Below are 24901 nucleotides of genomic sequence, written 5' to 3'. Positions count from 1 at the left end.
GAATATTTTATACTTTGCTTCCAACACACCGACTTTTATTACGAATACAAGGCTTTCGGAATCAGATTTAAATAATACTTATGTACTATTAATTAGCGATCGCTCTGTGCCAGTTGCGTAAGTCCTGTTAGGTATTGGCTGAGTATCTCAACTCAAACTTCTCTTGCCTCTCAATTAAAAACTTCAATTTTTACTGATTGACTCTTGATATATCCCATTTCAAATCTGTTTTGGATTTTACTCTTAATGGCATTGACCAAATATAAGAAAATCCATGTCCTGCTTTATGATCAAATTGGTCTTCAACATCATATGTGGAAAGTGAATGATCATACATTGCATATTCGGAATCTCGATTTAAGACGATGAGATTTCCTTTATATAATCTCAGTGTTATATACCCATTAACACGGGACTGAGTATAGCCTACGAAAACATCTAAAGCTTCTCTAAGTGGAGAAAACCAAAGACCGTAATAGACCAATTCTGAGTATTGCTGAGCTACTTGTGCCTTGTAATGTAAGAGATCCCTATCAAGCACCAAGTTTTCTAGTTCTTTGTGTGCAAAATGAAGGATTGCGCCTGCTGGACTCTCATAAATTCCTCGAGTTTTTATCCCTACAACTCTATTTTCTAATATATCTATCCTTCCTACCCCATGTTTTGAGCCAAGCGTATTCAACTCCGATACTAATTGTATCGGAGGTATAACCTTACCATCAAGCGAAACCGGAATACCTTGCTCGAAGCCTATACAAACATCATGTGGTTCATCTGGAGCTAACAATGGTGAGGTGGTAATTTGATAAACTTCATTTGGTGGAGGCAACTTAATATTGTCAAGAACTCCACACTCTATACTAGTTCCCCAAATATTCGTGTCTATACTGTATGGTTTTGCAGCAGACACAGCAATCTCAATGTTGTGTGTTCTGGCGTACTCAATTTCATCATCACGGGACTTCATTTCCCATTCTATAACTGGTGCGATAATTTGTAGATCGGGATTCAGGGCAGCAATACTGCAATAAAATCTGACTTGATCATTGCCTTTACCCGTTGCACCATGAGCAACAGCGTTGGCTTTTTCTTGTTGGGCTATCTCAACTAATCGCTTAGCAATTAAAGGGCGTCCTAGAGGAGCAGCTAATAGATACTGACCCTCGTATACTACATTAGCTTTGAGTGCTTTAAAAACATACTCACGAAGATATTCTTCTCTCAAATCTTCTATATATACTTTAGATGCACCTATTTGTTTAGCTTTAGATCCTATCGTGTCTAATGGCTCAAACTGACCAATATTTGCACAGAATGCGATAACCTCAGCTGAATACTTATCTTGGAGCCATTTTAAAGCTACAGAAGTATCTAAGCCGCCAGAATATGCAAGAACAATTTTCATAAATTACTCCACTAATATAAACTTTCCATAATCTGCTCAAACGTAGTATGAATATCTCCTTTGCTGATAAACTGCTTTGTAATCTGCAAAGTCTTATCAAAAGAACGATCAATCTTTTGGTGCTGTTTGCTCAAAAAATCTTGATGATTAACAAAATCATTATTTAAAATATCTACAATTTCTTGCACACTTTCAGGTGCTGTTCCTCCTTGGCTTTTCTGTCTAGATATTGCTTTTATAGGATCAAGAAGGTCTTGCAGCAAATTCAGTTCTATATTGCTTCCTAAATTATCTAACAATTGAGCAATATAATCTACATCATTTAGGTTTTTATTAGATTTTATTAATTGGTTTACAATTGCACCAACAATCTTATGAGCTTCTCGAAAAGGCATATTTCTTTCTACAACCAAATAATTTGCTAATTCAGTCGCTGTCGAGAAGTTTGCCCAACACATTTCTAGAGATCTTTGAGTATTAAATTTTAATGTCTGCACCTGCTGACACATGATAGATATAGTGGAATACGTGTCATCTATGGCCTGCCATAAAAAGGGCTTATCCTCTTGTAAATCACAACTGTAACCAGTTGTAACGCTTTTAACTATAGTCAAAACATGCATAAGTGCTCCATATACCCTTCCTGTTCTTGCCCTTGCTAGCTCGGCAACAACTGGATTCTTCTTCTGAGGCATAATGGAGCTACCAGTAGCAAATGCGTCATCAACTTCTATCAAACCGAATTCAAAACTGTTCCATAGAACAATCTCTTCAGCCATTTTTGAAATATTGCTCATCGTTATTCCAAAAGCGGCCAAACTTTCGGTGATGAAATCCCGTGAGCTTGTTGCATCAAGCCCATGCAAAAGTAGACTATTAAATCCTAGTAATTGTGTCGTTATTTTCCTGTCAATTGGAAAAGAAGTACCTGCTAAGGCACAAGCTCCTAAAGGGTTTTGATTAGTATTTTCAAATGCCTGTCTCAATCGCCATATATCTCTATTGAACATACTAGCGTAGGCTGTCAGCCAGTAAGCCAAGCTGATTGGCTGGGCTGGTTGACTATGAGTGTAACCAGTAATTACTGTTTCAGTGTGTATTTTTGCCAAACAAATGAGTTCTTCTATGAACTTTAAAAGTTCCTGTTGAATATTCAACAGAGCCGTCCGTAGATATAACCGAGTATCTGTGACAACTTGATCATTGCGGGAGCGAGCTGTGTGCATCCTACCCCCAATATTCATTCCCAGTTTAGAAATTACCCGGCTTTCTAAATTAAGATGAACGTCTTCTAATTCTTTATCAAGATGAACTTTTCCCTGCTGTGCATCTTCAAGTATTTCTAATAAGCATTGAAGTATGTCTTGTCCGTATTCTTGGGATATTATATTTTGATGACATAACATTATTACGTGGGCTATACTTCCCCAAAGATCAACTTCTATAAGCCGAGTATCCACCTCAATTGTTTGCGTGTAATCTAAAACAGATGGACTAATTTCTTTCTCAAATCTTCCCGCCCATAGTTTACTCATAATGGACTAATCCTTCATTTTGCTAACTTTTTAACTTCTGAGTGATTACTCTACAAGATGCAGTGATGCCATAATTTTTTGCTTCTGAATTGATTAATAAACTTTTCCAGGCTTTTGTAAGTGTATAGTTTTTCTCCCCATGTTTCTTGGGATTCTGGTAAATTATTTTTTCCTAAAATATACTGGATAATAATTTCATACATTAATGTTAAACAGAAAGCTCCTGCTCTAAGTTTTAAATAAGAAGCCTTCTCTGAATTTAAAATGGGAAAATAAAGTACTTTAATTATTCTCCCAAAATCAACTTGTTCTACCATGTGGTGGCATGTGACTCCAAACATAGATTCACCGTTATAAAGGGCATAATTATAACCACCTATTCCTCTGTATTTTGGCGGTGCCGGGTGAAAATTAATAGCAGATTTTTGTGATTTTTTTAAAACATAGTTTGGCAAAATAAGGTCGGATTTAAAAGAAAATATTCGGTCTCCTTCCCATAATTCAAGTTTAGAAGGATAAGCTTCACCTCGATTCCAAAAAATAGTTTCAACATCTGAAAATACCTCCTGAATAAATTGATTTGCTAAGTCACTCCAGTTAGATCTATCGCCTATAAACAATATTTTCTCAGCAACTTTACTGCTTGTTGGATTGAAACAATTACCCAGTCCCTGAGTCGCTTCAACCATTGGTTTCAGGATGTTATTATCAATATCTTGTTGGGTACTAGTGTTAATAGTAGTAGGCTGATGATCTGTGATTGTTTTATAAATCATATAACGCAAGTTCCTGTTTATAAAAATCTTGTGTCTTGACTATATATTAATACACTTATGTGACTTCTGTAGTTAAAAGGAAAAATAAAACTAATAAAAATTTTTTAAAATGGATGCATTTAAACTCTTAAAAGTCAATCATTTTTAAAATTAAATTTCAGTTAACCAAATATTAAATCAAACTCCTATTTGTTGATAGTTTAATTTAATATTAAAAATAAGTTATTTTTAGATTAAAATCTAAAAATATCTACATTTTATTGGTTTTAAATACTAAAAAACTCAGTCAAAAATTCTGACTTTTCTCGTTAAGTCTTGAAAAGCTTGCTCAAAAAGGATTTAGGGCAAGGTACAAGGTTTACAGTAAAATAACCCAAGCGTGGTATCAGAGGCGACAAATCATGTTGGACTGGTGGGAGAAAAATTTTGCGACTTGTGAGTTGGGCGATTACCTACGGTAGGCTTCTCTACGAGACGCTCCGCGAACGCCAACGCCGATTGAATGAGCGTGCAATGTCAATTGGCCATGCTTTAAGTCAAGGATTTGGCAAAGCAAATCTGGCTGTAAGATTTTGTCTTGTTAATCTCCGTATTCCCTACCGTTTTGACAATCGCGATCCTCTACTTGTGTATGCTATTTATGCCACAGAAGTTGATTCTCCTTTATGTGAAACCCCTGTAGAATGGATGTTGCTAACCACGGAAGTTGTCGCAGATATCCATATGGCTTCTACGATTTTAAATTGGTATTCTTACCATTGGCGAGTGGAAGAGTATCATAAAATTTTCAAGTCAGGGTGTCAGGTAGAAAGATACAGAATTGCTGCTGATGGGATGAAAACCTTAATTGGAATCTTTACGTGTGATTGCTGTTGAGCTTTTGCAGTTGACTTATCTACACCGTACCCAGCCAAACGCCGACGCAATTGTTATCCTCAATCCCCTTCAGCTTCGCATTTTGAAAGCTAAATCACCTAAACTACCCAAGATATTAACAGTTAGTTGGGCTGTGGAAGCGATCGCTCGTTTAGGGGGTTACTTAGAACATCGACATAAAACTCCCATTGGTATCCAGGTACTGTGGCGGGGCTGGTTAAAATTGCATGACCTCTGTGAGGGTTGGCAGCTTGCTAGAGAGACTTAACGGGAAAAGTCAGATAGAGAGTCTGTTCTTGCGGGTTTGGTCGAGGATGGGTACACCGTTATCGATGCCGACGATGTTGATGATGACGAGAGTGGGGCTGTAATCGAGTCGGTTAAAGCGGCATCTGTTGAATTGTATGCTGCGGAGTGTAAAGCGATCGCGGATTCTGATGAACTTTCCCCAACTGAATTGAAGAAGCTGCAAGACAAAAGAGCGAAAACCAAAACTGAACGACATCAGCAGCGCAAGGCCCAATTATCCCGTCGCTACGAAGTTGACGTAACCCCTGATTTAGTCGAGAAAGATGACGACGGCTGGTATCCTCAGTTGCGGATGCACTACTATTTGACGCTGGGGCGGGAATTTCTGACCAACCGTGATGCGAAACGGGCAGCAGCGCAGTTAGAGGCGGGAGAGAATTCGATTTGGAAACCGGATTTTAACAAGGGGCAGCTATTGCCGGCTGTGTTGTTACTGGAAAATCTGAATCTGTTGCAGTTTCTTACACCAGACGTTAAGTTGCGGGGAAGTGACGAGAGGATGCTGGAGTTTAAGGCACTGGCTGTAACGCATCGGCACGTTATCAAGAATTACTTGAATGTTTCCATTTCTGAAAAACTGACCCCGATTGCGATCGCACAGAAGTTACTTGCCAAGATTGATTTGAAGTTGAACTATGTTGGTCGGTTGGGTAAGCGTGAAAATCGGGAGTGCGTCTATCGGTTTGTTGCCCCTGATGATCAGCGTAATTCAATTTTTGGGCAGTGGTTAAATCGAGATGAAGCGTTTTCAAGGGATTCGGTGTCAGTCACGAACAATATAGAGTTACAAACACCAGGTATTGACACGACCTCCCAAATATTATTAGAAGAGGTAGTGTCCAATCCCCAAGGACAAGCCTGGAAAGGGCTGAAACTGAAATTGCAGCAAGGTTTGGACAGCGCTGGTCACTTCTACAGTGAACTAGTCTCCGCAGTTGGTGCGGCTATTGGGGTAGCTGATGGTGAGCCTTACTGGAATGGGTATCTGGGACAGTGGCAGATTGCTGTTAACTTTGCTTCGGGGTGTAAGTCTGTACTGTGTGATTGGTTGATAGTGGTTTAATTGTAGATATATTTGGAAGGAGATTCCACAATTAAATGAGTCGTCAATTCATATCTTCTGGTTCTATCTTCGAGCAAGAAATTGCTTATTCTAGAGCCGTTGTTGATGGAGACTGGGTTTTTGTTTCTGGTACCACGGGTTTTGATTACAGTTCGATGACCATATCTGATGATGTTGTAAAACAAACAGAGCAGTGTTTTAAAAACATTAATGCTGCGCTGACAGAGGCGGGACTGGTAATGCAGCATATAGTGCGAGTTCGTTATATTTTACCGATTCGAGAAGACTTTGAACAAAGCTGGCCAGTAATTCGTAAATATTTAGGAGATGTCAGACCAGCAGCAACAATGATTGTTGCAGGACTTTCAGATCCTAGAATGCGAATTGAGATAGAGGTGACAGCAAAAAAAACTAGGGGCTAGATTTGAGGAGCAGTTTTGTGACAAATCACATAACTTCTTGGCCACTCGTATTGCTGAGAAAAACACCCTTGTTGCCTTCCCTGCCAACGATTGCTGATGTGAGCTTTACTGGAATGCATATCTGGGGCAGTGGCAAGTTTGGGTTAACTTTGCTGGTGGGTGTAGGTCTGTGGTGTGCGATTGGTTGGTGGCGGTGTAGGCCAAAGTAATTCACTGTTCCATAAAAACTGTTACTGTGAGTCGGTTATTTTACAGTTTCCCAGTTTGGAGCAAATAATCTCTATTGCCAAGCCATTGAAAAAAACAATTTTGTGTTCGTTATCTTGTCCGTCGCTTAAAGTGACAGGTTTTGTTCTGCTCATTTTTTCCATCTCAGAGACAGTATTCTCAAAGAAATACGATTTATGTCCACAGTCGCAATAAAATGATGATGGAAAGACTTCTATTGCCATTTTAAAAGCCAAGATAAATACCCCCAAATACTACCATGCTCTATAAAATGGATATCTGGGTCATGTTATTATCCGGCTTGCTGATTTAACCAAGCTTCTAAATCCGCCACTACAGAAAAATCTAATAACGCTTCTCCTAGAATAGACAATTGCTCAATAGATAATCCTCGAACTCGTTCAATCAACGATGCATCAATTTCACCAAGACGACGATTTAGTTGACGTATAATTAAATCCTGTTGTCCTTCTTGTTTGGCTTTTTCACGGTCTTGCTGATAAAGTGGTTCTAATCGCATAATTAACTCCCTATCATCCAATTCTAAATTTTGATTGATTCTTAAATTCTGGCGCAGATTATAAACTAATTCTAGCGTTGCTTGCCTGTATGGGTGATTCAATGGTAAGTTTGATAATTCCACAATTGCCTGTGACTGCACACTCCCCCTGCCAAGAATTCTCAACCACAAGGTTTCCGGTGTTTGTGGTAGTTGATGTATGGCTACAATTGCTGTCCGTAGCGCATCACCTAGAAAGTATACTCCTGGCAACCACCCCGATTTGTGATTAACATTAAAGCTTGATAGTAATGCTGGAGATGCAGTTGGAGTTAGAACCCATAGTTTCGGAATATCTGACTCTTGGAGTTTGGTTTTATTCGCTTTAGCGTCTCGTCGCAGGAGAGCTTTTACTTCTAGTAATTTTTGAATACAATCACAAATTTCATCACCAGAAGCAGCATTTCGAAATGGTTCTAATATTGCCGGAAATTCGGCAAATCTTCCAAGTAGCCCTAGCACTTTTAAATTAGAAGTTTGCTGTAATGATGGAGTAAATAGCACATCAATTTCTTTGATCTCTCCTGATATTTTTGATGATGGCTTTACTTCCCCATAAGGTTTTAATAGTTCTTCTAGATAATCTTTGGCAAATTCGTCGTGTACAAATCGAGTCATTCAATTAGGTTATTAAAAATTAATTGGAAGTGATTAATAATATTTTATCTGTATTTACAACCCATTTTAATCACACCTCAAATTTAAGCCGAATTCAGTCTGTTTCATGCTGTTTCGCAATCAGCCGGCAGTTTGCGCTCATCTCCAAGCTAATCATGGAAATTTTGGAGCAAACAATTCCTCAAAGACAGGGTAGAACAAATCCCAGAGTAGTCAAAAAACCTCGTTCTAAGTTTCCAGCGAGAATTCCCATCCACACAGGAGCGGGTACTAAACGTCAACCACTCACTTTTTTTATTCTCAATACTGCTTAATTCTTAACCGAGAAGTATTGCGGCGCTATCATTGGGGGCAAGAAAAGAGCGAATTAATTAATTCAAAATTACTGAGCTATTCTTCAATTTTGAATTTTGAATTTTGAATTGTTTCGGTCATTGTTGTGTTCAAGGGATTTACTAATTTTGTCTATCTTTGCTCAACATTCAGCATTCATCCACCGTTTTCTCAAACTGGCATCTGTAAATGTTCTTTCAAATCTAATGGTTCCGTTGGCAGGACTAATAGATGTAATGTTTTTAGGGCATTTAACGGAGATTCGTCATTTAGCAGGTGTGGCAATAGCAACAATTTTATTCAATTATATTTATTGGACATTCGGTTTCTTACGCATGGGTACAACTGGAATGGTTGCACAGGCTATAGGGCGTAAAGATAACCAATCGGCAGTATTGATTGGTTTACAGCATGGAATTTTAGCACTGATATTAGGACTCGCCATCCTGATATTTCAACAACCTTTACAAATATTAGGGTTTGCAATTCTAAGTGCTACACCGGAAGTTAAAACTTCTGGTGTTGATTTCTATAATGCTTTAATATGGGGTGCCCCAGCAACATTGATTAACTTTGTCTTGATTGGTTGGTTTCTTGGACAAGCCCAAAGTAGTAAAGTTTTGTTGCTTTCAGCTATTAGTAATTGTGCAAATGTACTACTTGATTATCTATTTATTGTTCAGTGGGGATGGTCAAGTAGAGGAGCTGGGCTAGCGACAGCCACTAGTCAGTATCTGATGCTAATAGTAGGTACTTTGCTATATTGTCAAACAATTTCATTTAAACAAATACAAGCTTCAATTGGGGAAGTATTTAACCTATCAGCTTTAAAATCAGTTTTCATGCTGAATGGAGAAATTATTATTCGGACTTTTGCTTTAATTTCGACAATGGCGATGTTTAGCAATCTCAGTTCTATGTTAGGAACTGAAATTCTGGCGACAAATACCCTGCTTATGCAATTGGTGAGCTTGGCGGCATATTTCATTGATGGCTTGGCATTCGCTACTGAGAGCTTGGCTGGAATTTTTCAAGGTAGTGGAAATATTACTTCTTTAAAACAACTGTTGCAAATTTCTGTAGTCAGTAGCTTAGTTATAGGATTAATGTTTGCTACTGCATTTATTTTTGCCCCAGAATCACTGTTAAGATTGCTGACCAATCATACTGATATTATCAATAATTTACGTTCTTATATTCCTTGGTTGTTACCAGTTTTGGGTTTTGGCTCAGTCGCTTATGCGCTAGACGGTTATTTTCTCGGGTTGACTCAAGGTCATACACTTCGCCAAGCTATGCTGAAAGCCACTGTAATCGTTTTTATTCCATCAGCAATTACAGCAATGTATTTCCATAATAGTCATTTACTATGGCTATCAATGTCTTTATTTATGGCAGCAAGAACAATAACTTTGGCATTGTGTGTACCAAAATCATTTTCTACAAGACAGGGATGAATACAGAATAAATCTATCTTCACGGGAAATGTATATTTTCAATTATCTATTTTGCCCTTGAGTGATGCCTACGCCAAAATGATTGATGCTGGAGTAAAAAATAAGCTTTTGAGTTCATTACGAAGTTAAAAGTGGGGACTGAAATCAACTTTCTTGCTTGATTTTGAGTCACCACCACTGACTACCAATCTTTGACAAAAAATTATCCTCGCTTACCCTCATCACTCCTATAAGTCATAGCTCTGGGCTTCCGTTTTCTAAGAGGGACTACTGATTTCTTGGGTGCTTGTGGCGGACGACATCTTTCACAGTAGAGCGGTGGGACACCAAAGGTTTCTCGTTGTGTGGGTTGTTCGCACTGCTTACACACAAAGTTGAAAACGCGAGTGTGAATTTCCCGCTTATGCGCTCTGACGGTGTACTCTCGGACATCAATTGTTTTGCTGGGCATTGACTGATTACTGTTGTGGACTTACTTCTTTAATATAGTTTTTCGTCTTAGTTCTACAAGATCCGTGCATCATCTAACGAAAGTAATTCTACTTAATCAATTAAATACTCTTGCATATCGCTTTGTCGATGGCGGAGAATACTTATCGCCTTGACCTGGATTTGACGAATCCGCTCTCGGCTGAGGTTTAGCTGTTGGCCAATCTGAGCTAGATTGAAATGCTGATCGTTCTCTAGCCCAAAGTTTAAAGTTAACACTTGACGCTGTATAGGTGTCAATGGTTCTAAGAATTTAGCTACATCTTGCGATAGAAGTTCTTGGCTAAGGAGTTTTTCTGGTGAAGCGGCATCGCTGGCTAAAATTTCGCCCAATTCTGTCTCTTTTTCATCTCCGACTTGTTTATTTAAAGAAATGGCTGTGCGAGAAGCAGTGAGATATTCTCGAAGCTTATCTGTGCTTATGTTTAATGCTGATGCAATTTCTTCGGCAGTGGCATGACGACCGAGTTTTTGAAAGCTTTCTCGCTGTACTTTCTTAATTTTGGTAAGTATTTCAGTGAGATGAACAGGCAATCTAATAGTGCGCGATTGTTCTGCTATAGCGCGTGTAATCTCTTGACGAATCCACCAGTAGGCGTAGGTCGATAGCTTATAGCCCCGATTGGGATCAAACTTTTCTATACCCCTTTGTAAACCGATTGCTCCTTCCTGAATCAAATCTAAAAATTCCAAATTGCGGTTCTGGTATTTCTTGGCAACAGAAACTACTAGTCGCAGGTTAGCTGTCACCATTTTTTGTTTAGCCTTTTGACCAAGGTGTAGTGCTGCTCGAACTTGTGCTTCGGTTTTTTCAACAGCGTTGGCTAATTCTGTCATTGTTGGTTCGCGGTCTAGCTGTTGAGTGAGTTCATTTTTAGATTGCTCAATAACAATCATTTCTTGTACCTGTCTACCATAAGCGATTTCTTCCTCTGGCTTTAATAAAGGATACTGACCAATTTCTTGCAAATAGATGCGAACCATGTCGGAACTCAGGCTGGACATACAAACTTTTCGACTTTTTTAAACCAGGGGATTTAAAAGTATAAATCAAATAGCTCATTAAAATTTTCTATTTTTAACCGAGTACCGTGGGTTTAAATTCCGCAGTTCAAAAAATAAGCAAGTTTTGTGACGGGGATTTAGACCCCGACCCAAAACTTAGTTACGAATTACGAATTATTTAATAGCCAAGGCATATCAATTCAGTCCTGCCTGAAGTAACCTCTGCTTTAACCTTGTGTACCTCTGTTGGTCATCAGTAGAGCGCACCGCCAGAGAGATCGCTTTTTTTGCGCCAACCACGATCGCTAACTTCTTGGCACGAGTTATACCAGTGTAAAACAGGTTTCGGGTCAACATCATATAGTGCTGCATATAGATTGGCAGAATCACCACCGGATATTCTGACCCCTGGCTTTTATGAATAGTTACGCTCCACGCTAGCGCAATTTCATTAAGGTCAGCGTAATCGTAAACCACAGTCCGCTCACCATACAGTACTGTAACTTCCTGCTCGACAGTATCAATGGTGAGGATTATTCCCAAGTCGCCGTTGAAAACTTCACGGTTGTAGTCATTGGTTAGCTGGATGATGCGATCGCCCTCGCGTAACAAATTCCCACCTCTGTTAATCTCCACCTTGCTCGAACTGGGTGGGTTGATCAACTGCTGCAATACTGTGTTCAGGTTACGAGTCCCGATTACTCCCCGTGTCATCGGGCAAAGCACTTGGACACCAGTGGCAGGATTAAAACCTAAGCGTGGAATCAAATCGGTAATCAACTCACAGATTGCCTGTACACCATGTTCAGGCTGATATCCGCCACCATGCCACAGACAATCAGACACAGGATTATCAGATATCGGCTCAATTGTTGGGTAAATTCCTCGATTAATTTGGTGAGCAGCAGTGATAATTGCACTTGTTTGAGCTTGACGGAATACCTGGGTTAACCGCACCACGGGAACTCGCCCAGAATTGATCAAGTCAGCAAGTATTTGACCTGGGCCCACAGATGGTAACTGGTCAATGTCACCCACCAACAACAGTAGAGCGCCAGCTAATACTGCTTTAACTAAGGAGTAAGCCAGAAACAAATCAAGCATCGAAGCTTCGTCAGCGATAATTGCCGTATGGGGTAAAGGATTTTCGCTATCGCGCTTGAAACCCCTTGAGCGGGGGTCAAATTCTAACAAGCGATGAATAGTTTTAGCTTCTAACCCAGTCATTTCACCTAAGCGTTGAGCAGCCCGTCCAGTGGGTGCTGCCATTGCAATAGATTTACCCATTGCTTTCCACAGGCTGACAATGGTGTGAGTGGTAAAGGTCTTTCCAACGCCAGGACCACCAGTGAGGATCATGATTTTGGAATAGGCTGCTGTTTCTACAGCTTGGCGTTGCTGTTCTGAAAGCTGAATTTTGTGACTAGCCGTGAAGCGCTCAATCCAGGCACGGACACGGGAATATCTTGTGCAATCGGCTGGCTCAAGCGCCCAGATATCAGTTGTGCTAGGTTTTGTTCTGTATGAAAATAAGTTGGTTTGTAGCACAGCAGGGTTTGGTCTGGGATTTTCTCTCTGATTAGCTCATCTTTCAGAGCCATGTCTTTGATAGTTTGAGCCATTGCATCTTCTGTTGGCTGATGCTCTTCAGTAGTCAACAGTTTAATCACGGACTCAATTAGTTCTGGCTGTGGTAAGTAACAATGTCCATCTTCAGCAGCTTCACTCAAAGCGTGGACAAGTCCAGCACAATATCTAAACTCAGAATTAGGGGCAACTCCTAAGTTTCGAGCAATCTTATCAGCAGTTAGAAAACCAATACCGTAGATATCGGCTGCTAGTTGGTACGGGTTATGGGTTACTGTGGCGATCGCTTTATCACCATATTGTTTGTAAATTTTGACCGCGTATGTTGTTGAAACACCGTGCCCTTGCAAAAATACCATTACTTCTTTTATGGCTTTCTGTGTCTCCCAGGCATTTTTAATTAACTTAATCCGCTTTTTGGCAATACCCTGGACTTCAATCAGTCGTTCAATTTGGTTTTCGATGATGTCCAGAGTTTCTAAACCAAAGTGAGCAACGATGCGCTTGGCTGTAACTGGCCCCACACCTTTAATTAGTCCACTGCCCAAATATTTCTCAATTCCAGTGAGAGTAGCTGGTTTGGTTTCTTTGTAGTTGACTACTTGGAACTGTGGCCCAAATTGTGGATGGTCACGCCAGAACCCAGTTAGCTGTAAAGTCTGCCCTGGCTGGATATTAGCAAAGCTGCCAACAATTGTTGTGAGTTCGGTGCTACGCGGGCGAGTCAGCCTTGCCACTGTGTAACCCGATTCAGCAGAGTAAAAAGTTAAACGTTCTACAACTCCAGTGATTGTTTCGTGTTGAGTAAAGGCACTTACTTGTTGAGGGGAAAGATTAGGGGGAGTGGACATTGCTTATCATCAGATGCCGCACATCATTATAATATTGGAAGTTTAGCTATTCTAGTACATAAATACTAAATTAGATATTCAATATTAGTGTCATCGAAAACTCACCCTAGTTCAAGCTTAAAAGCCGGGGCAGTGGGGCTGACACCAGATAAACCATTGCTTGGAGACTGAAAAAGTTAGCAATCATAGAAAGGGCAAAATCATAGTTGAAATGTTAAAGTTCGGTCTACTGAATGTAAGTTTCTTTTGCCAGTATGTGACTGATACCGATATTGTTAAGTTGATGTCTTTATTATTTCTGTTCAGTTAATGAGCAAAGTCATTGCAGTTTTTAATCAGTCGGGTGGTGTCAGCAAAACTACTCTGACAATGAATTTAGGCTACCATTTGGCTCAAAGTCAGCAAAGCGTTTTATTAGTGGATATGGACCCCCAGGCTTCACTATCTACTTTTATGGGATTAGAGCCATCCTCACTAGATAAGACAGTTTATGAAGCTATTCTGGGAGAAGAACCATTACCAATTCATCAGAATATACATGGGATGGATATGGCCCCCGCGAACATTAACTTAAGTGGCGCAGAATTAGAACTTGTTGTCGCAGATATGCGAGATATTCGACTAAAGGAGGCTCTTGAACCAGTTATCGCACAATACCAATTCATTTTAATTGATTGTCCACCAAGTCTCGGTATTCTTAGCTATATTAGCTTGGTGGCAGCCACACACGTACTCATTCCTATTCAAACTGAATATAAAGCTTTAAAAGGAACAGAACTATTGTTAACAACGATTGCGCGTGTCCGTTCTCGGGCAAATCGAAAATTACAGATTGCTGGAGTAGTTCCAACCATGTACGATAACCGAACTGGACAAGGCTCCCAAAGCTTACAGTCAATTACTAATTCTCTATCTAAGATTGGTACCATTTATCCAGCTATTCCTCGATCCGTAGCTTTTGCTGATGCAGCCCAAGAGCATATACCGTTAGCACTTTACAATTCTAAGCATCCATCTGTCACTATTCTCAAACAGATTGCTCAAAGTTTGGAGACGTTGCCATGAGTATGAAGAAGCGTGTTAGTCAACCTTATGAAATTAAAGGAGTCGATGCTTTATTTGGAGTTGAAGAAGCAGTAGACAATAGTAGCGCTGCTTTCCTTATCCCAATAGAACAAATAGTTTTACCACATCAACAACCTCGTCGCTACTTTGCTCCTCAAGCCATGCTTGAGTTAGTAGAGTCAATTAAACAGCATGGAATTCTTCAGCCCCTTCTCGTCCGTCCTCAAAAGGATGGGAAATATGAACTAGTTGCAGGAGAACGTCGTTTCCAAGGGGCTAAAACTGCTCAATTAGAGTTTGTACCTGCTGTTATTAGGGAAATGACAGATGTTGAAGCACTTGAACTAGCACTCTCGGAAAATCTCCAAAGAGAGGACTTAAACCCAATTGAGGAAACAGAGAGTATTGTTGCTCTCTTAGGATTAAAACTTAATCAAACCACAGAATCAATAGTTGCTTTACTTCAATCAGCAGCTCATCCAGAACGAGAGGCTGTGGATAACGTTATCCACAGCCAAGAATGGCAGTCTCTACTTGAGGTATTTAACACAATCGGAAAGTTTTCCCCCGAAAGTTTTAGAACCAATCGTCTCCCATTATTAAAACTTCCTATAGATGTTATGGAAGCTCTCCGCTCAGGAGTAATCGAGTATACTAAAGCCAAAGTAATTGCGCGGATTAGGGATGAAGCCCTACGTAAATCATTACTGTCTGATGCAATTCAAAATAATTTATCTTTAAGTCAAATTAAAGAGCGTTTTGCTGAAATTCAAGCAAACACGCCTGGAAATACAGATAAAAAATCATCTTCTTTAAAAAAGAAGATAGATGAAGCCTACAGTAAAGTAAAAAAATCAAAGGTTTGGAATAATCCCAATCAGCACAAGCGATTACAAAAAATATTAGTAGAGCTTGAAGCTTTATTAGTTGAAAGCAGTGATGATAACTGAAACTACATTTAGTATGGCAATCAGCATTCCTAAAGTCATTCCTTCAAAATAGGCAAATGGCGATTAGATTGTTACGGGAGAAGTGCTTTCTACAACATCGATTCCTTCACCTTGGTAGCAATGATGGCACACTACCTTTTGAAGAGTGATTGGTAAAAGATATTTACGATTGATAATGCAAATAAGATTTTTACCCTCAATAATAACTGCACTAATGGCACTGACATTAACTAGTTGCAGTACTACTACTGCTGAACAGTATGAAGCTACAGCACTCACCAGTTACTCCTGGTCAAGTATGCGAATAACCTAATAAGTCAACCACAGCCACGTATTGAAATCTTTGCGAATACTTCAGTGTTGAATCGGAATGGATTGAAACCGCCAGGAGCAGTTGTTGGCCTAGATGACAGAGGGTTATGGTGGCCTACTTTACCGCCGCGACCAAGTGTTGATGAAGTTGAACAACGTAAAAGACCTCAAGAAGAGATAGGAAAACCTGAATTAGTGAAAGATGTAAAGTACAAACTGACTTATGGAGTGGGTAATTTTCAGCAGACACTACCTACTAATTATGATGTTTATCGACAAGTGGTAAAAGCTTATCCCCAAAAAACTCCTTTGGAATTGACTTTGGGTGTGAATGATAATTCAGTAGAAAAAGCTGAACCTGTAAGCAAGTAGTAACCCACTCGTTACGTAGTCAGCAAGAAGTTAAATAAAGATCAAAACTGAATTGCTTTTCAACAAAAAATCGATAGTAAAGTATAAATCAAAGGGTCAACGATGATCTAAATTAATTTCTGCTTCGTTGATAAAAAAAATTTCAAAAATTCCTACTGGGGGCTAAATGGGGGCTATATATACCCCAACAATAGCTCAGGACTTTGGGGACATTTTGACCCCTATATAGGGTGCATATAGGTGCTAAATGGGGCATATTTGACTGATTAACATTTTGTACCCCATTTAGCCCCCAAGGGGTTATGATAAACTCTTGGTTCTGGATCAAAAAGGAGTAGCTATTTTATTCTTCTTTCTCTTGCTCTTGCAGATCGCTTGAACAGATAATTTTCACAACTTATTGTGTATTACTTGGAGCAGATGTCAAACATTCACACCTTACAAAAAATTTTTCCGGCGGGTTTCGATAACGGTTACGGAAGTCTCAAACTTTTAGTCGAAGGGTTTGAAGTAGTTCGTGTCCCCAGCTATATAACTAATGCCGAGATGGAAGATGTTCCAGGGCGTGTTGTTTTTAACGGCAGTGCTTACACAGTTGGAGAGTCAGCTTACCGGACAGGGAATTATTTTGACCGGAATACCGATAATAATGAAAATAAAGTCAATAATGCGTTGTTGACTTTATTGGGTGCATTGGCACATCTACCACACCGTAAGGCTTGGCACTTAAAATTAGTCGTCAGTTTACATGATGTTGGTCTGGCTGACGAACTACAAAAAGTACTTAATGGAGAATATCAGCCAATACTTGCTGGCAAACAATCAGACGTGAAAGTAGAAGTACTGAAAGTTGTACTAGAGGGTATGGGTGCATTGTTTGGGCATCCACTACCCAAAAAATTAACCATTTTAGACTTTGGTAATGGAACAACCCTGTATTCTCGTTACAACCGGGGTCAGCGAGAAGTTCACACTGCTTACCCCATCGGTGTAGAAGTTCTCATCGATGATATCTCCCAAAAGATGAAACATTTAAATGGCGGAAAAATCGGAGATCCATCCAAAATCCGATTTTGTTTGGAAATGGGGCATACCCGATACAGCCGTGACATCGATATCAAAGATGTTTACAGCGCTTCTTTAAAAGATTGGTATGAAAAATACTTGAAGAAAGTGGTGAATCTCACGCTTGATGCCAAGCACCAGGGGGATGAAATCTGGGCGATTGGTGGAGGTTGCCTCTTACCAGGATTTAAGAAGCTGTTGGAGAAAAATGGCTTCAAAATCCTGGACAATCCGGTAGAAGCCAATGTCTCTGGGCTTTTAGAGATGGCAAAAGCTATTAGCAGTAAGAATCCAGCATCTACATCTATTAAGTGATCGCAATGGCAGACAAACTTGACTTAACCCCAGAAAAAGTTCGGATTAAAGATAGCTACCGAGAGCGGATATTTGCCGAATCACAGCAACTAGGCAAGAGTTACCTGGAGACGCTCTACTTTATTATTGATTGCTATTTTGCTTTCAGAAAGGGTGCATTTCCCACACAACAAGTAGCTTTCACGCCGACTAATACAGAAGATAACAAACTCTCTTCAAGGACTGCAACTCCATTCGCAGAATTCGCAGAGGAGGAAGAAGAAGATTCTGATGGTGAAACATTCAGTCTTGACTTTGATTTGTAGCCAAAATGTAGGATTTATGTCTGATTTCTGAACAAGCGATCGCACGATAGCGTCATCGCTTTCTTTTGCATAAAGAAAATAGTTCTAGCACCTCTGTTTGCTAAAGTAATTCTAAGGCGCGTGAATTTCCAAACAATCCAGAGGCATTATAACTATGAGAATACTTCATGGCACCTGGATACCAAACGAGGAAACTGACTTTATTCAGTCAGGGTCTTTTTACTTGTGGGTAGAAACTCAATTATCCCAAAAAAGTCACACCAATAGTCAAAAAATTCATCCTGGACATTTGGTTAAATCCGAATTAATCGCCTTTTTAGTACAGGAATTGGGAATTAAAGAACACAATACTCAATTTGTCCAACGCATATCTCCTAAATACTTTGCCTTACCAACCACCAATAATCAGCCCCTACCTTCACCAGAATTAACCAAGTATTTAGAAATTGAGTTGACTGACAGCTATGAAGAATTCCAATATTGGCAGATTGATTGTTATGAAACAGTAGTGTCTACCAAAAGCGGAATAGCACTTAATATTATTAAACTACTTAAAGATATCCATTTTTTAGCAATATATAATGCGGAGAAGTTTCAAATTGGTTCAGATTTATTATTTTGGTATCATTATACTCAAAGTTTTAAACAAGTAATCCTCAAAGACCAATTTATTCCCGCACTAAAATATCGACAGTTATCATCGGAAAATCCGAAGAAAAAAGGCAAAAGCAAGACTGATAAAGCAGCATTTGAAATTTATGCCACCTGGGAAATTATTTCGGAACAATATGAAGCAAATATTCTTAAATATATTGACTATATGCCACTAATATGTGTGGCAGGTAAAGCAACAGTTAGTTATCCTATTGAGTTTTTTGATCGAGAAACACTATTGCGTCACTTTTCCGAATATGTACTTAATGATTTAGTAACTCACACCCCATCAACAGCCGCTTTTGACAAACAAATTGCTGATTCTCTAATTGAATCTTGCTTTTCTCCTCGTCAGCATAATCCACTCACAACAAATGCTGCCCTTGAGGAATATCAGCAATGGTTGATGTGGAAAACCAAAATTACCCGCACTCAAGCTGATTCACCTTTTCATCTGTGCTTCCAGTTACATTCTCCTTCATCGTCACAAATAGACAATTGGCAAATTCAATTTCTAGTAGCCAGTAAACAAGATCCATCCTTGAAGTTAGCGTTAGCAGACTACTGGACAATGAATCAATTTTCCAAAACTGGCGTACATAAAGATTTTGGTAAAGATTTTGAAACAAATTTACTGCTGAATCTGGGTTATGCAGCCAGGATGTATCCCAAACTCTGGCTTGGGTTGGAAACAGCGAGTCCAATCGCAATGCAACTTACCTTAGATGAAGCATTTGATTTCCTGACTGAAAGTGCTTGGGTGTTAGAAGACTCAGGATTCAAAGTAATTGTACCTGCTTGGTATACTCCCACAGGTCGTCGCCGCGCTAAAATTCGCCTCAAAGCATCGGGTAGCAAACTTGCTGCAACGAAAGGGGAAACAAAAAGCTATTTTGGCTTAGACTCACTGGTGGAGTATCAGTATGAGTTAGCGATTGGGGAGCAAACTGTCACACCTATTGAATGGGAACAACTGATTAATGCTAAAACTCCCCTAGTGCATTTTCGCGGTCAATGGATGGAATTAGACCGGGATAAAATGCAGCAGTTACTCGAATTTTGGCAGTCCCACGGTAACGAACAACCCCAGATGACCTTACTGGAGTTTCTACAACGCAGTGCTGAATTGGGGTCAGAATGGGAAATTGAACATGACGAAGCTTTGTCAGAGATGATAGCAAAGCTACAAGATAAAAGTCGCCTAGAACCAATTTCTGAACTTGATAATCTGCAAGGCACACTCCGAGAATATCAAAAGCGTGGTGTTTCCTGGCTACAATATCTAGAAAACTTGGGATTAAATGGCTGTTTGGCAGACGATATGGGTTTAGGTAAATCCGTGCAGGTGATTGCCCGATTAGTGCAAGAGAAGGAGTTACATTCAGCTCTGAAAGTAGGAGAAAAAATTACTTCTTTATCTGCCCTGCCCACACTATTAATTGCTCCGACTTCTGTTGTTGGCAACTGGCAGAAAGAAATTGCCAAATTTGCACCTCATTTAAAAACTATGGTGCATCATGGTAGCACTAGGCTGCAAAATCTAGCTGATTTCAAAGCTGCTTGTGAACAAAACGATGTGATAATTAGCTCCTTTACTCTAGTCCGCAAAGATGAAAAGTTATTGAGCGGCATCGAGTGGCAACGTTTAGTACTGGATGAGGCACAAAATATTAAAAATCCGAAAGCTGCCCAAACTAAAGCTATTTTAAAATTAAGAGCTAAACATCGGCTGGCATTAACAGGAACTCCTGTAGAAAACCGCTTACTGGATTTGTGGTCAATTTTTAACTTTCTCAATCCTGGTTACTTGGGTAAAGAAGCCCAGTTTCGGAAAATCTTCGAGATTCCGATTCAAAAAGACAATGACCGTGTGAAATCTGCCACCTTGAAAAAACTGGTAGAACCTCTAATTCTGCGAAGGTTAAAAACTGACCAGTCTATTATTAATGACTTGCCAGATTAAAGTGGAACAAAAACTCTACACTAACCTGACCAAAGAGCAAGCATCGCTTTATGAAGTGGTGGTACTAGATGTAGAAAAACAATTGCAATCAGCAGAGGGAATTCAGCGCAAAGGATTGATTCTTTCAACTCTGATGAAATTGAAGCAGATTTGTAATCATCCAGCCCAATTTCTGCAAGATGGGAGCGATTTTTCACCACTACGTTCCCACAAACTCAGTCGGTTAGCAGAGATGGTTGAGGAGGCAGTTGATGAAGGAGAAAGTTTACTCATTTTTAGCCAATTTACGGAAGTGGGTGAAAAGATTGAAAAACATCTCAAGCATAGTCTGCATTGCAATACTTACTATTTGCATGGTGGCACTAGTCGCCCACGTCGAGAACAAATGATTACCGAATTTCAAGACCCAAATACAGAACCATCGGTTTTTATCCTTTCCTTGAAAGCAGGGGGCGTAGGTATCACCCTCACGAAAGCCAACCATGTCTTTCACTTTGACCGTTGGTGGAACCCAGCAGTTTAAGACCAAGCAACTGACCGTGCTTTCCGTATTGGTCAGAAAAAGAATGTCTTTGTGCATAAATTTGTTGCTATTGGGACTTTAGAAGAGAGAATTGACCAAATGATTGAGGATAAGAAAAAACTCTCTGCTGCTGTTGTTGGTAGCAATGAATCTTGGCTCACCGAATTAGATAATGAAGCCTTTAAGCGGTTGATTTCATTGAATAAGAGTGCAATTTTGGAATAGATATTATGGCTAAATTTAGTCGAACTTGGTGGGGCGATCGCTTTATTCAAGCACTAGAAGCTTTTACAGATGATAACCGACTCAAAAGAGGACGGTCTTATGCTAGCGGTGGTAAAGTCAAAAGCTTTGAGATTGACTTAAATAAAATTACTGCCAAAGTCAGAGGCTCAGTTAATCCCTATTTTGGAGTCTACAAAGAACCAACTTATAATATAGAGATTCAGATTACACCTATTGCTAAAACCCGTTGGAATGAAGCTATCCAAAAGCTTTCTTCTAAAGCCAGCATCATTTCTCGATTGCTGCTAAATGAAGTCCCAGAAAATATTGAAGATACTTTCTCTCATTTGGGACTACATTTATTGCCCCATAGTAGTAAGGATTTCAAAACTAAATGCTCTTGTCCAGATTATGCTAATCCCTGTAAGCACATTGCTGGAGTTTACTATTTAGTGGCTTCTCAATTAGATAATAATCCCTGGTTGTTATTTGAATTACGGGGATTATCGAAAGCAGAACTTCAAGCCAAACTAGCTGATTCTCCTTTGGGAAAAGCTCTCTCTGAAGAATTGAATACTAAGGAAATTCCTTTAGAACTTTCTAATTCGCTGTACACTAAGCTAGAAAAGCAATCTCTTAACCAAATGCCAAATGCCAGAGAATTTTGGTTAGGTACAAAGCGATTACCACAAACTATTGAAGTGGCGACTTCAAGTAGTATCTGTGCAATTTTGATTAAGAAACAAGGGGATTTTCCTGATTTCTGGCACAATGATGCTTCCTTTATTGAAACAATGGAAGAACTGTATCAGCGAGTCAAAACCAAAAATCATCAGTTCTGATTTCAGCGCTGATAAAAACCCGATAAAACAGGCTTTTCAATCCCAGTCTATTTTCCTAAATCATAGATTTTTCTCTTAAAATGCCCAAAAATGCAACTGCGCTTGCTCCATCGAACATGACCTAAGATGTTGCAATTGTAACGATCTCATTAGGAGAACCGATAGGAAACATTTCCATCCTCATTTACTTCAAAATTAGCACCTAGTTCTTTAGCTTTCTTATCTAGATATTCCTTAGCAGACTGAGTTGATATCTGGGCATTCCTCGCTAATTGCAATACCGTTATTTTCCCAAAGTTATTTTCAATTAGTTCTAAAAACACCAATTCAATCCGCTTTTGCTCTGATTCGATAAGTAATGTTTGTTCTCTTTTTTTCTGCTGCACTAAAGACCAACTCAACCAGCTTCCCATAACTGTTGATGGAATAGTCAAAATACTTAGAGCAGCTACAGCATTTTGTTTGTCTAGATCGGCAGTTTTCGGATTAATAATTTCACAAATCATCACAACCGAAAACGGAATACCAAACAAGAGAAAACATCCTGCCAAAAATTTTTTAATTAATTTCATAATTTTTATTCCTTTATCGTTCACATCCAATCCCATCTCCATCTCGATCGAAACCATGAGGATCAGGTGGCAAGACTCTAAACCTTCTTTGGGTAATATCTGAGCAATCTAAGTCTGGTGAATTCTTTGGAATGCAAAAATCTGGGTAAGAGGGGTCGCAGTTATTCTGTTGCTGCGGTTGAATCGCTTGTGAAGTTGTCTTTTGAGCAGCTTTGTGGCGGAAGTCCCAAGGCATTACAGGATTAGCCTGACTCCAAAAAGCTAAACGCTGTTGTTTAGCGGTGTTTTGACCTTGCAACAAACTATCTTGTGACTCTGGACAGCCTTTGAGATACTGGCGATAGACCACAGCCTGTCCCTCTTGCACCATATTGAGATTGACACTGCGATTCTCGACAAACACCTCTGCAACCAAGCGCTTGTATTTGTCAGTTTCAATAGCACGTAGGGTAATTCCTTGTCCCACTGGCAGCAATTGTTTAAGTCTTGCAGATGATTGCTGTCCCCAAGGACTTTGCTTCATCTCTGGTGCATCAATGCAAGCGAGACGAACAGTCAAAGTTTTGTTACCAGTTCTCACTCGTATGGTGTCACCATCACCGACGCTTACGACTGTAGCGGTAAGATTGTTGGCAAATACGGGTAACGACATTTGAGCTAGAAGCAAAGCCGCAACACCAATCAAGCGAAATTTAAAAACCATTTGTACTAAAAATCACTCTTAACTTCTTTTAGGATTCCCAATTTCAACTAAGCGATCGCTAGTTAATCCACCAAATTAGTTTTATATTTTAAAGTAGAAAATAGTTTTATTGAAAGTGATTATTAGTACCAATGAAAGTTTTAAGGTTAGTCCTAATTGAAGGTTTTGGAAAAATAGGGCAATATCCTGTAAGTAGCACGTTCAGTGTTGGCTTGGTGTATGACAATAATTGGCTTGGTAGCAATGATAGTCAATTGCAACAATCTAATGCACTAGATGGGTTGTGGAAAATTAGTTTGGAGTAAATGCCTCCCTTTAAAGTAATATCAGCGCTCGCAAAAGATGACTAATCTAAGTGCTATTGCTCAAAGCTTTGTAGAACTTCCCCCGACAACTCCCAACAGCAACCAACACTCTCCCTAATGGTTTTGGGTGAACAAAAGTAATACACCATTTTTGAACTCCCTATTGATTAGCTCTTTGTTCACTAGCTCGATCAACTCGCTGCCACAGTTCACGGTCTTCTCGATAAATAGCCAACGCTGCAATCGCATCTTTTGCATCAATATCTTTTCCTTGAGCCACTAGTGAAATCAGGTAATCTATTGCTTTATCTTGTCGCAACATCCCTATTGCGAGTAACAATGTGCGACGAAGTTCTACGTTTCTTGTTTGCTGCCAGCAATTTCTGAGATGATCAAATGCTTCCTCTAATCGTGATTCACCCAACGTCAATGCTGCTAACTCACAGATTTGCTCCTTCGGATCAAAAAGAAAACCAGCAACTATTGCAAGTGAATCAGCCGGAGCCAGTTGTAACAAACCACTGAAGCACTCTGAAATCACCTGTGGTGCTTGATCGCCTATGCGGGTTTTCAAACGAAGTAAAGGTACACCTTGAGGATTTCCTGTGTAGGCGATCGCTTTTGCAGCAGCAACTCTTGCTTCTGACTTGGGGTCAGCTAGTAGATCAGCTAATTCGTTCATTACGTCTGAGTAGTTCATTCTCACCAGACCTAAAGCACATATACCCCGAAGATGGGCACCAGTATCTTCAACTCCTCCCCATACTGGCTCCATCTGAATATGTCGAATCCCTTGCAGAAAAAGGTTTTCATCGCTGTATTCTAAGTGATACAGTGCTTGTGCTATCTCTTTCTTGGCAAGACAATTTTGGTCTACTTGTGCGGGTTTGAGCATCATTCGAGCAAAAGCTTCTACAAGATCGCCAACCAACTCAGTAATAGTAGATTCGCCTACTATCTTAGCTGCTTGGGCAACAGCCACAGAATATTTGCTCTTAAGAACTTGGCGTAAAATTATGATCCCTTCCTCACTTGTGGGATGCTCTCGAATTTGGGCAAGAGTAGATAAAGTTTCTTCTAGTTTTCGTGATTTTGGCATATATCATCCCACAACCAGGCGCTCTATTTTGGAGTTAAAGCATTTACCATAAAAGTAGGGAATTAGAATTCGTCAAAGCACATTCCTCACTTTTTAACTACAAATTATTAATAAATAT

21 protein-coding genes and 4 pseudogenes are annotated in these 24901 nt (G+C 39.6%); 14 read left to right on the top strand and 11 right to left on the bottom strand.

What is annotated here, in order from left to right; all coding sequences use genetic code 11:
• Positions 1 to 190: 190 nt before the first annotated feature.
• Genes H6G92_RS28265 through H6G92_RS28255 form a run of 3 tightly spaced genes read right to left on the bottom strand, consistent with a single transcriptional unit; the run spans position 191 to position 3716 of the window.
• Positions 191 to 1405 carry an argininosuccinate synthase gene (locus H6G92_RS28265; RefSeq protein WP_190898760.1) on the bottom strand — a complete coding sequence of 405 codons (1215 nt, stop codon included), beginning with the start codon at positions 1403 to 1405 and terminating at the stop codon, positions 191 to 193.
• An 11-nt stretch (positions 1406 to 1416) separates the two neighbouring features.
• The gene (argH, locus tag H6G92_RS28260) at positions 1417 to 2940 is read right to left on the bottom strand and encodes an argininosuccinate lyase (protein WP_190898758.1); all 1524 of its coding nucleotides are present in this window, start codon (positions 2938 to 2940) and stop codon (positions 1417 to 1419) included.
• 50 nt (positions 2941 to 2990) lie between these two features.
• Positions 2991 to 3716 carry a formyltransferase family protein gene (locus H6G92_RS28255; protein WP_190898756.1) on the bottom strand — a complete coding sequence of 242 codons (726 nt, stop codon included), beginning with the start codon at positions 3714 to 3716 and terminating at the stop codon, positions 2991 to 2993.
• Positions 3717 to 4268: 552 nt separating this feature from the next.
• On the opposite strand from H6G92_RS28255, the pseudogene H6G92_RS39745 reads away from it, so the two are divergent.
• From H6G92_RS39745 to H6G92_RS28235, 4 genes and pseudogenes are all read left to right on the top strand, one after another.
• A pseudogene (locus tag H6G92_RS39745) lies at positions 4269 to 4860 on the top strand (IS4 family transposase); the annotation flags it as partial.
• Positions 4861 to 4896: 36 nt separating this feature from the next.
• On the top strand, positions 4897 to 5964 hold the full coding sequence (locus tag H6G92_RS28245) for a hypothetical protein (protein ID WP_190898754.1): 1068 nt from the start codon (positions 4897 to 4899) through the stop codon (positions 5962 to 5964).
• Positions 5965 to 5999: 35 nt separating this feature from the next.
• Positions 6000 to 6386: a RidA family protein gene (locus H6G92_RS28240; protein ID WP_190898752.1), complete on the top strand. Its 387-nt coding sequence runs from the start codon at positions 6000 to 6002 to the stop codon at positions 6384 to 6386.
• A 17-nt stretch (positions 6387 to 6403) separates the two neighbouring features.
• Positions 6404 to 6595, top strand: coding sequence for a hypothetical protein (locus H6G92_RS28235; protein WP_190898750.1), 192 nt, complete (start codon positions 6404 to 6406; stop codon positions 6593 to 6595).
• A gap of 311 nt (positions 6596 to 6906) precedes the next feature.
• Here the strand turns inward: H6G92_RS28235 and H6G92_RS28230 are convergent, their stop codons facing one another.
• A complete protein-coding gene (locus H6G92_RS28230; protein WP_190898748.1) occupies positions 6907 to 7791 on the bottom strand; it encodes a DUF4351 domain-containing protein in 885 nt (294 codons plus the stop codon).
• Positions 7792 to 7946: 155 nt separating this feature from the next.
• Between H6G92_RS28230 and H6G92_RS28225 the strand changes: the two genes are divergently transcribed.
• Both H6G92_RS28225 and gntT read left to right on the top strand, forming a co-directional pair.
• Entirely contained in the window at positions 7947 to 8105 is a 159-nt protein-coding gene (locus H6G92_RS28225; protein WP_176727060.1) for a hypothetical protein, read from the top strand.
• A gap of 147 nt (positions 8106 to 8252) precedes the next feature.
• Entirely contained in the window at positions 8253 to 9581 is a 1329-nt protein-coding gene (gntT, locus tag H6G92_RS28220) for a guanitoxin biosynthesis MATE family efflux transporter GntT (protein ID WP_242059340.1), read from the top strand.
• A gap of 202 nt (positions 9582 to 9783) precedes the next feature.
• Here gntT and H6G92_RS28215 read toward each other — a convergent pair whose 3' ends face one another.
• The 3 genes and pseudogenes from H6G92_RS28215 to recD2 form a co-directional block, all read right to left on the bottom strand.
• The gene (locus H6G92_RS28215) at positions 9784 to 10032 is read right to left on the bottom strand and encodes a hypothetical protein (RefSeq protein WP_190898746.1); all 249 of its coding nucleotides are present in this window, start codon (positions 10030 to 10032) and stop codon (positions 9784 to 9786) included.
• Between the two features lie 92 nt (positions 10033 to 10124).
• A complete protein-coding gene (locus H6G92_RS28210) occupies positions 10125 to 11075 on the bottom strand; it encodes an RpoD/SigA family RNA polymerase sigma factor (protein ID WP_190898744.1) in 951 nt (316 codons plus the stop codon).
• A 195-nt stretch (positions 11076 to 11270) separates the two neighbouring features.
• Positions 11271 to 13513 (bottom strand): annotated as a pseudogene (recD2, locus tag H6G92_RS28205) (SF1B family DNA helicase RecD2).
• 309 nt (positions 13514 to 13822) lie between these two features.
• Here recD2 and H6G92_RS28200 point away from each other — a divergent pair.
• Positions 13823 to 14578, top strand: coding sequence for a ParA family protein (locus H6G92_RS28200; RefSeq protein ID WP_190898742.1), 756 nt, complete (start codon positions 13823 to 13825; stop codon positions 14576 to 14578).
• Complete coding sequence (locus H6G92_RS28195) at positions 14575 to 15528, top strand: ParB/RepB/Spo0J family partition protein (RefSeq protein WP_190898740.1); 954 nt, start codon at positions 14575 to 14577, stop codon at positions 15526 to 15528. Before H6G92_RS28200 ends, H6G92_RS28195 begins: the two co-directional genes overlap by 4 nt.
• Before the next feature lie 63 nt (positions 15529 to 15591).
• Here the strand turns inward: H6G92_RS28195 and H6G92_RS28190 are convergent, their stop codons facing one another.
• Positions 15592 to 15807, bottom strand: a complete 216-nt coding sequence (locus tag H6G92_RS28190; RefSeq protein WP_190898772.1) for a hypothetical protein — start codon at positions 15805 to 15807, stop codon at positions 15592 to 15594.
• Between H6G92_RS28190 and H6G92_RS28185 the strand changes: the two are divergent.
• The 5 genes and pseudogenes from H6G92_RS28185 to H6G92_RS28165 all read left to right on the top strand — a co-directional run bounded on the left by H6G92_RS28185 (position 15704) and on the right by H6G92_RS28165 (position 22104).
• Positions 15704 to 16212: pseudogene (locus H6G92_RS28185) on the top strand (hypothetical protein). The gene H6G92_RS28190 and the pseudogene H6G92_RS28185 overlap by 104 nt on opposite strands.
• 420 nt (positions 16213 to 16632) lie before the next feature.
• On the top strand, positions 16633 to 17592 hold the full coding sequence (locus H6G92_RS28180; RefSeq protein WP_190898738.1) for a ParM/StbA family protein: 960 nt from the start codon (positions 16633 to 16635) through the stop codon (positions 17590 to 17592).
• A gap of 5 nt (positions 17593 to 17597) precedes the next feature.
• A complete protein-coding gene (locus H6G92_RS28175; protein WP_190898736.1) occupies positions 17598 to 17897 on the top strand; it encodes a hypothetical protein in 300 nt (99 codons plus the stop codon).
• Positions 17898 to 18051: 154 nt separating this feature from the next.
• Positions 18052 to 21262: pseudogene (locus H6G92_RS28170) on the top strand (DEAD/DEAH box helicase).
• Between the two features lie 5 nt (positions 21263 to 21267).
• On the top strand, positions 21268 to 22104 hold the full coding sequence (locus H6G92_RS28165; protein WP_190898734.1) for an SWIM zinc finger family protein: 837 nt from the start codon (positions 21268 to 21270) through the stop codon (positions 22102 to 22104).
• Positions 22105 to 22253: 149 nt separating this feature from the next.
• On the opposite strand, the gene H6G92_RS28160 is transcribed toward H6G92_RS28165, so the two are convergent.
• The gene (locus tag H6G92_RS28160) at positions 22254 to 22676 is read right to left on the bottom strand and encodes a hypothetical protein (RefSeq protein ID WP_190898732.1); all 423 of its coding nucleotides are present in this window, start codon (positions 22674 to 22676) and stop codon (positions 22254 to 22256) included.
• Between the two features lie 13 nt (positions 22677 to 22689).
• A complete protein-coding gene (locus tag H6G92_RS28155) occupies positions 22690 to 23379 on the bottom strand; it encodes a thermonuclease family protein (RefSeq protein WP_242059339.1) in 690 nt (229 codons plus the stop codon).
• Positions 23380 to 23510: 131 nt separating this feature from the next.
• Here H6G92_RS28155 and H6G92_RS28150 point away from each other — a divergent pair, with 131 nt between their 5' ends.
• Positions 23511 to 23684 (top strand): hypothetical protein, encoded by a 174-nt coding sequence (locus H6G92_RS28150; protein WP_190898730.1) that lies wholly within the window; start codon positions 23511 to 23513, stop codon positions 23682 to 23684.
• A 160-nt stretch (positions 23685 to 23844) separates the two neighbouring features.
• Here H6G92_RS28150 and H6G92_RS28145 read toward each other — a convergent pair whose 3' ends face one another.
• On the bottom strand, positions 23845 to 24783 hold the full coding sequence (locus H6G92_RS28145) for a HEAT repeat domain-containing protein (RefSeq protein WP_190898728.1): 939 nt from the start codon (positions 24781 to 24783) through the stop codon (positions 23845 to 23847).
• Between the last annotated feature and the right edge of the window lie 118 nt (positions 24784 to 24901).

Origin of the sequence: Nostoc foliaceum FACHB-393 (assembly GCF_014698505.1) — a bacterium.
Classification (GTDB): Bacteria; Cyanobacteriota; Cyanobacteriia; order Cyanobacteriales; family Nostocaceae; genus Nostoc; species Nostoc foliaceum_A.
Note: the sequence above shows the minus strand (reverse complement) of the source record. Positions and strands in the feature narration are given on the sequence as shown.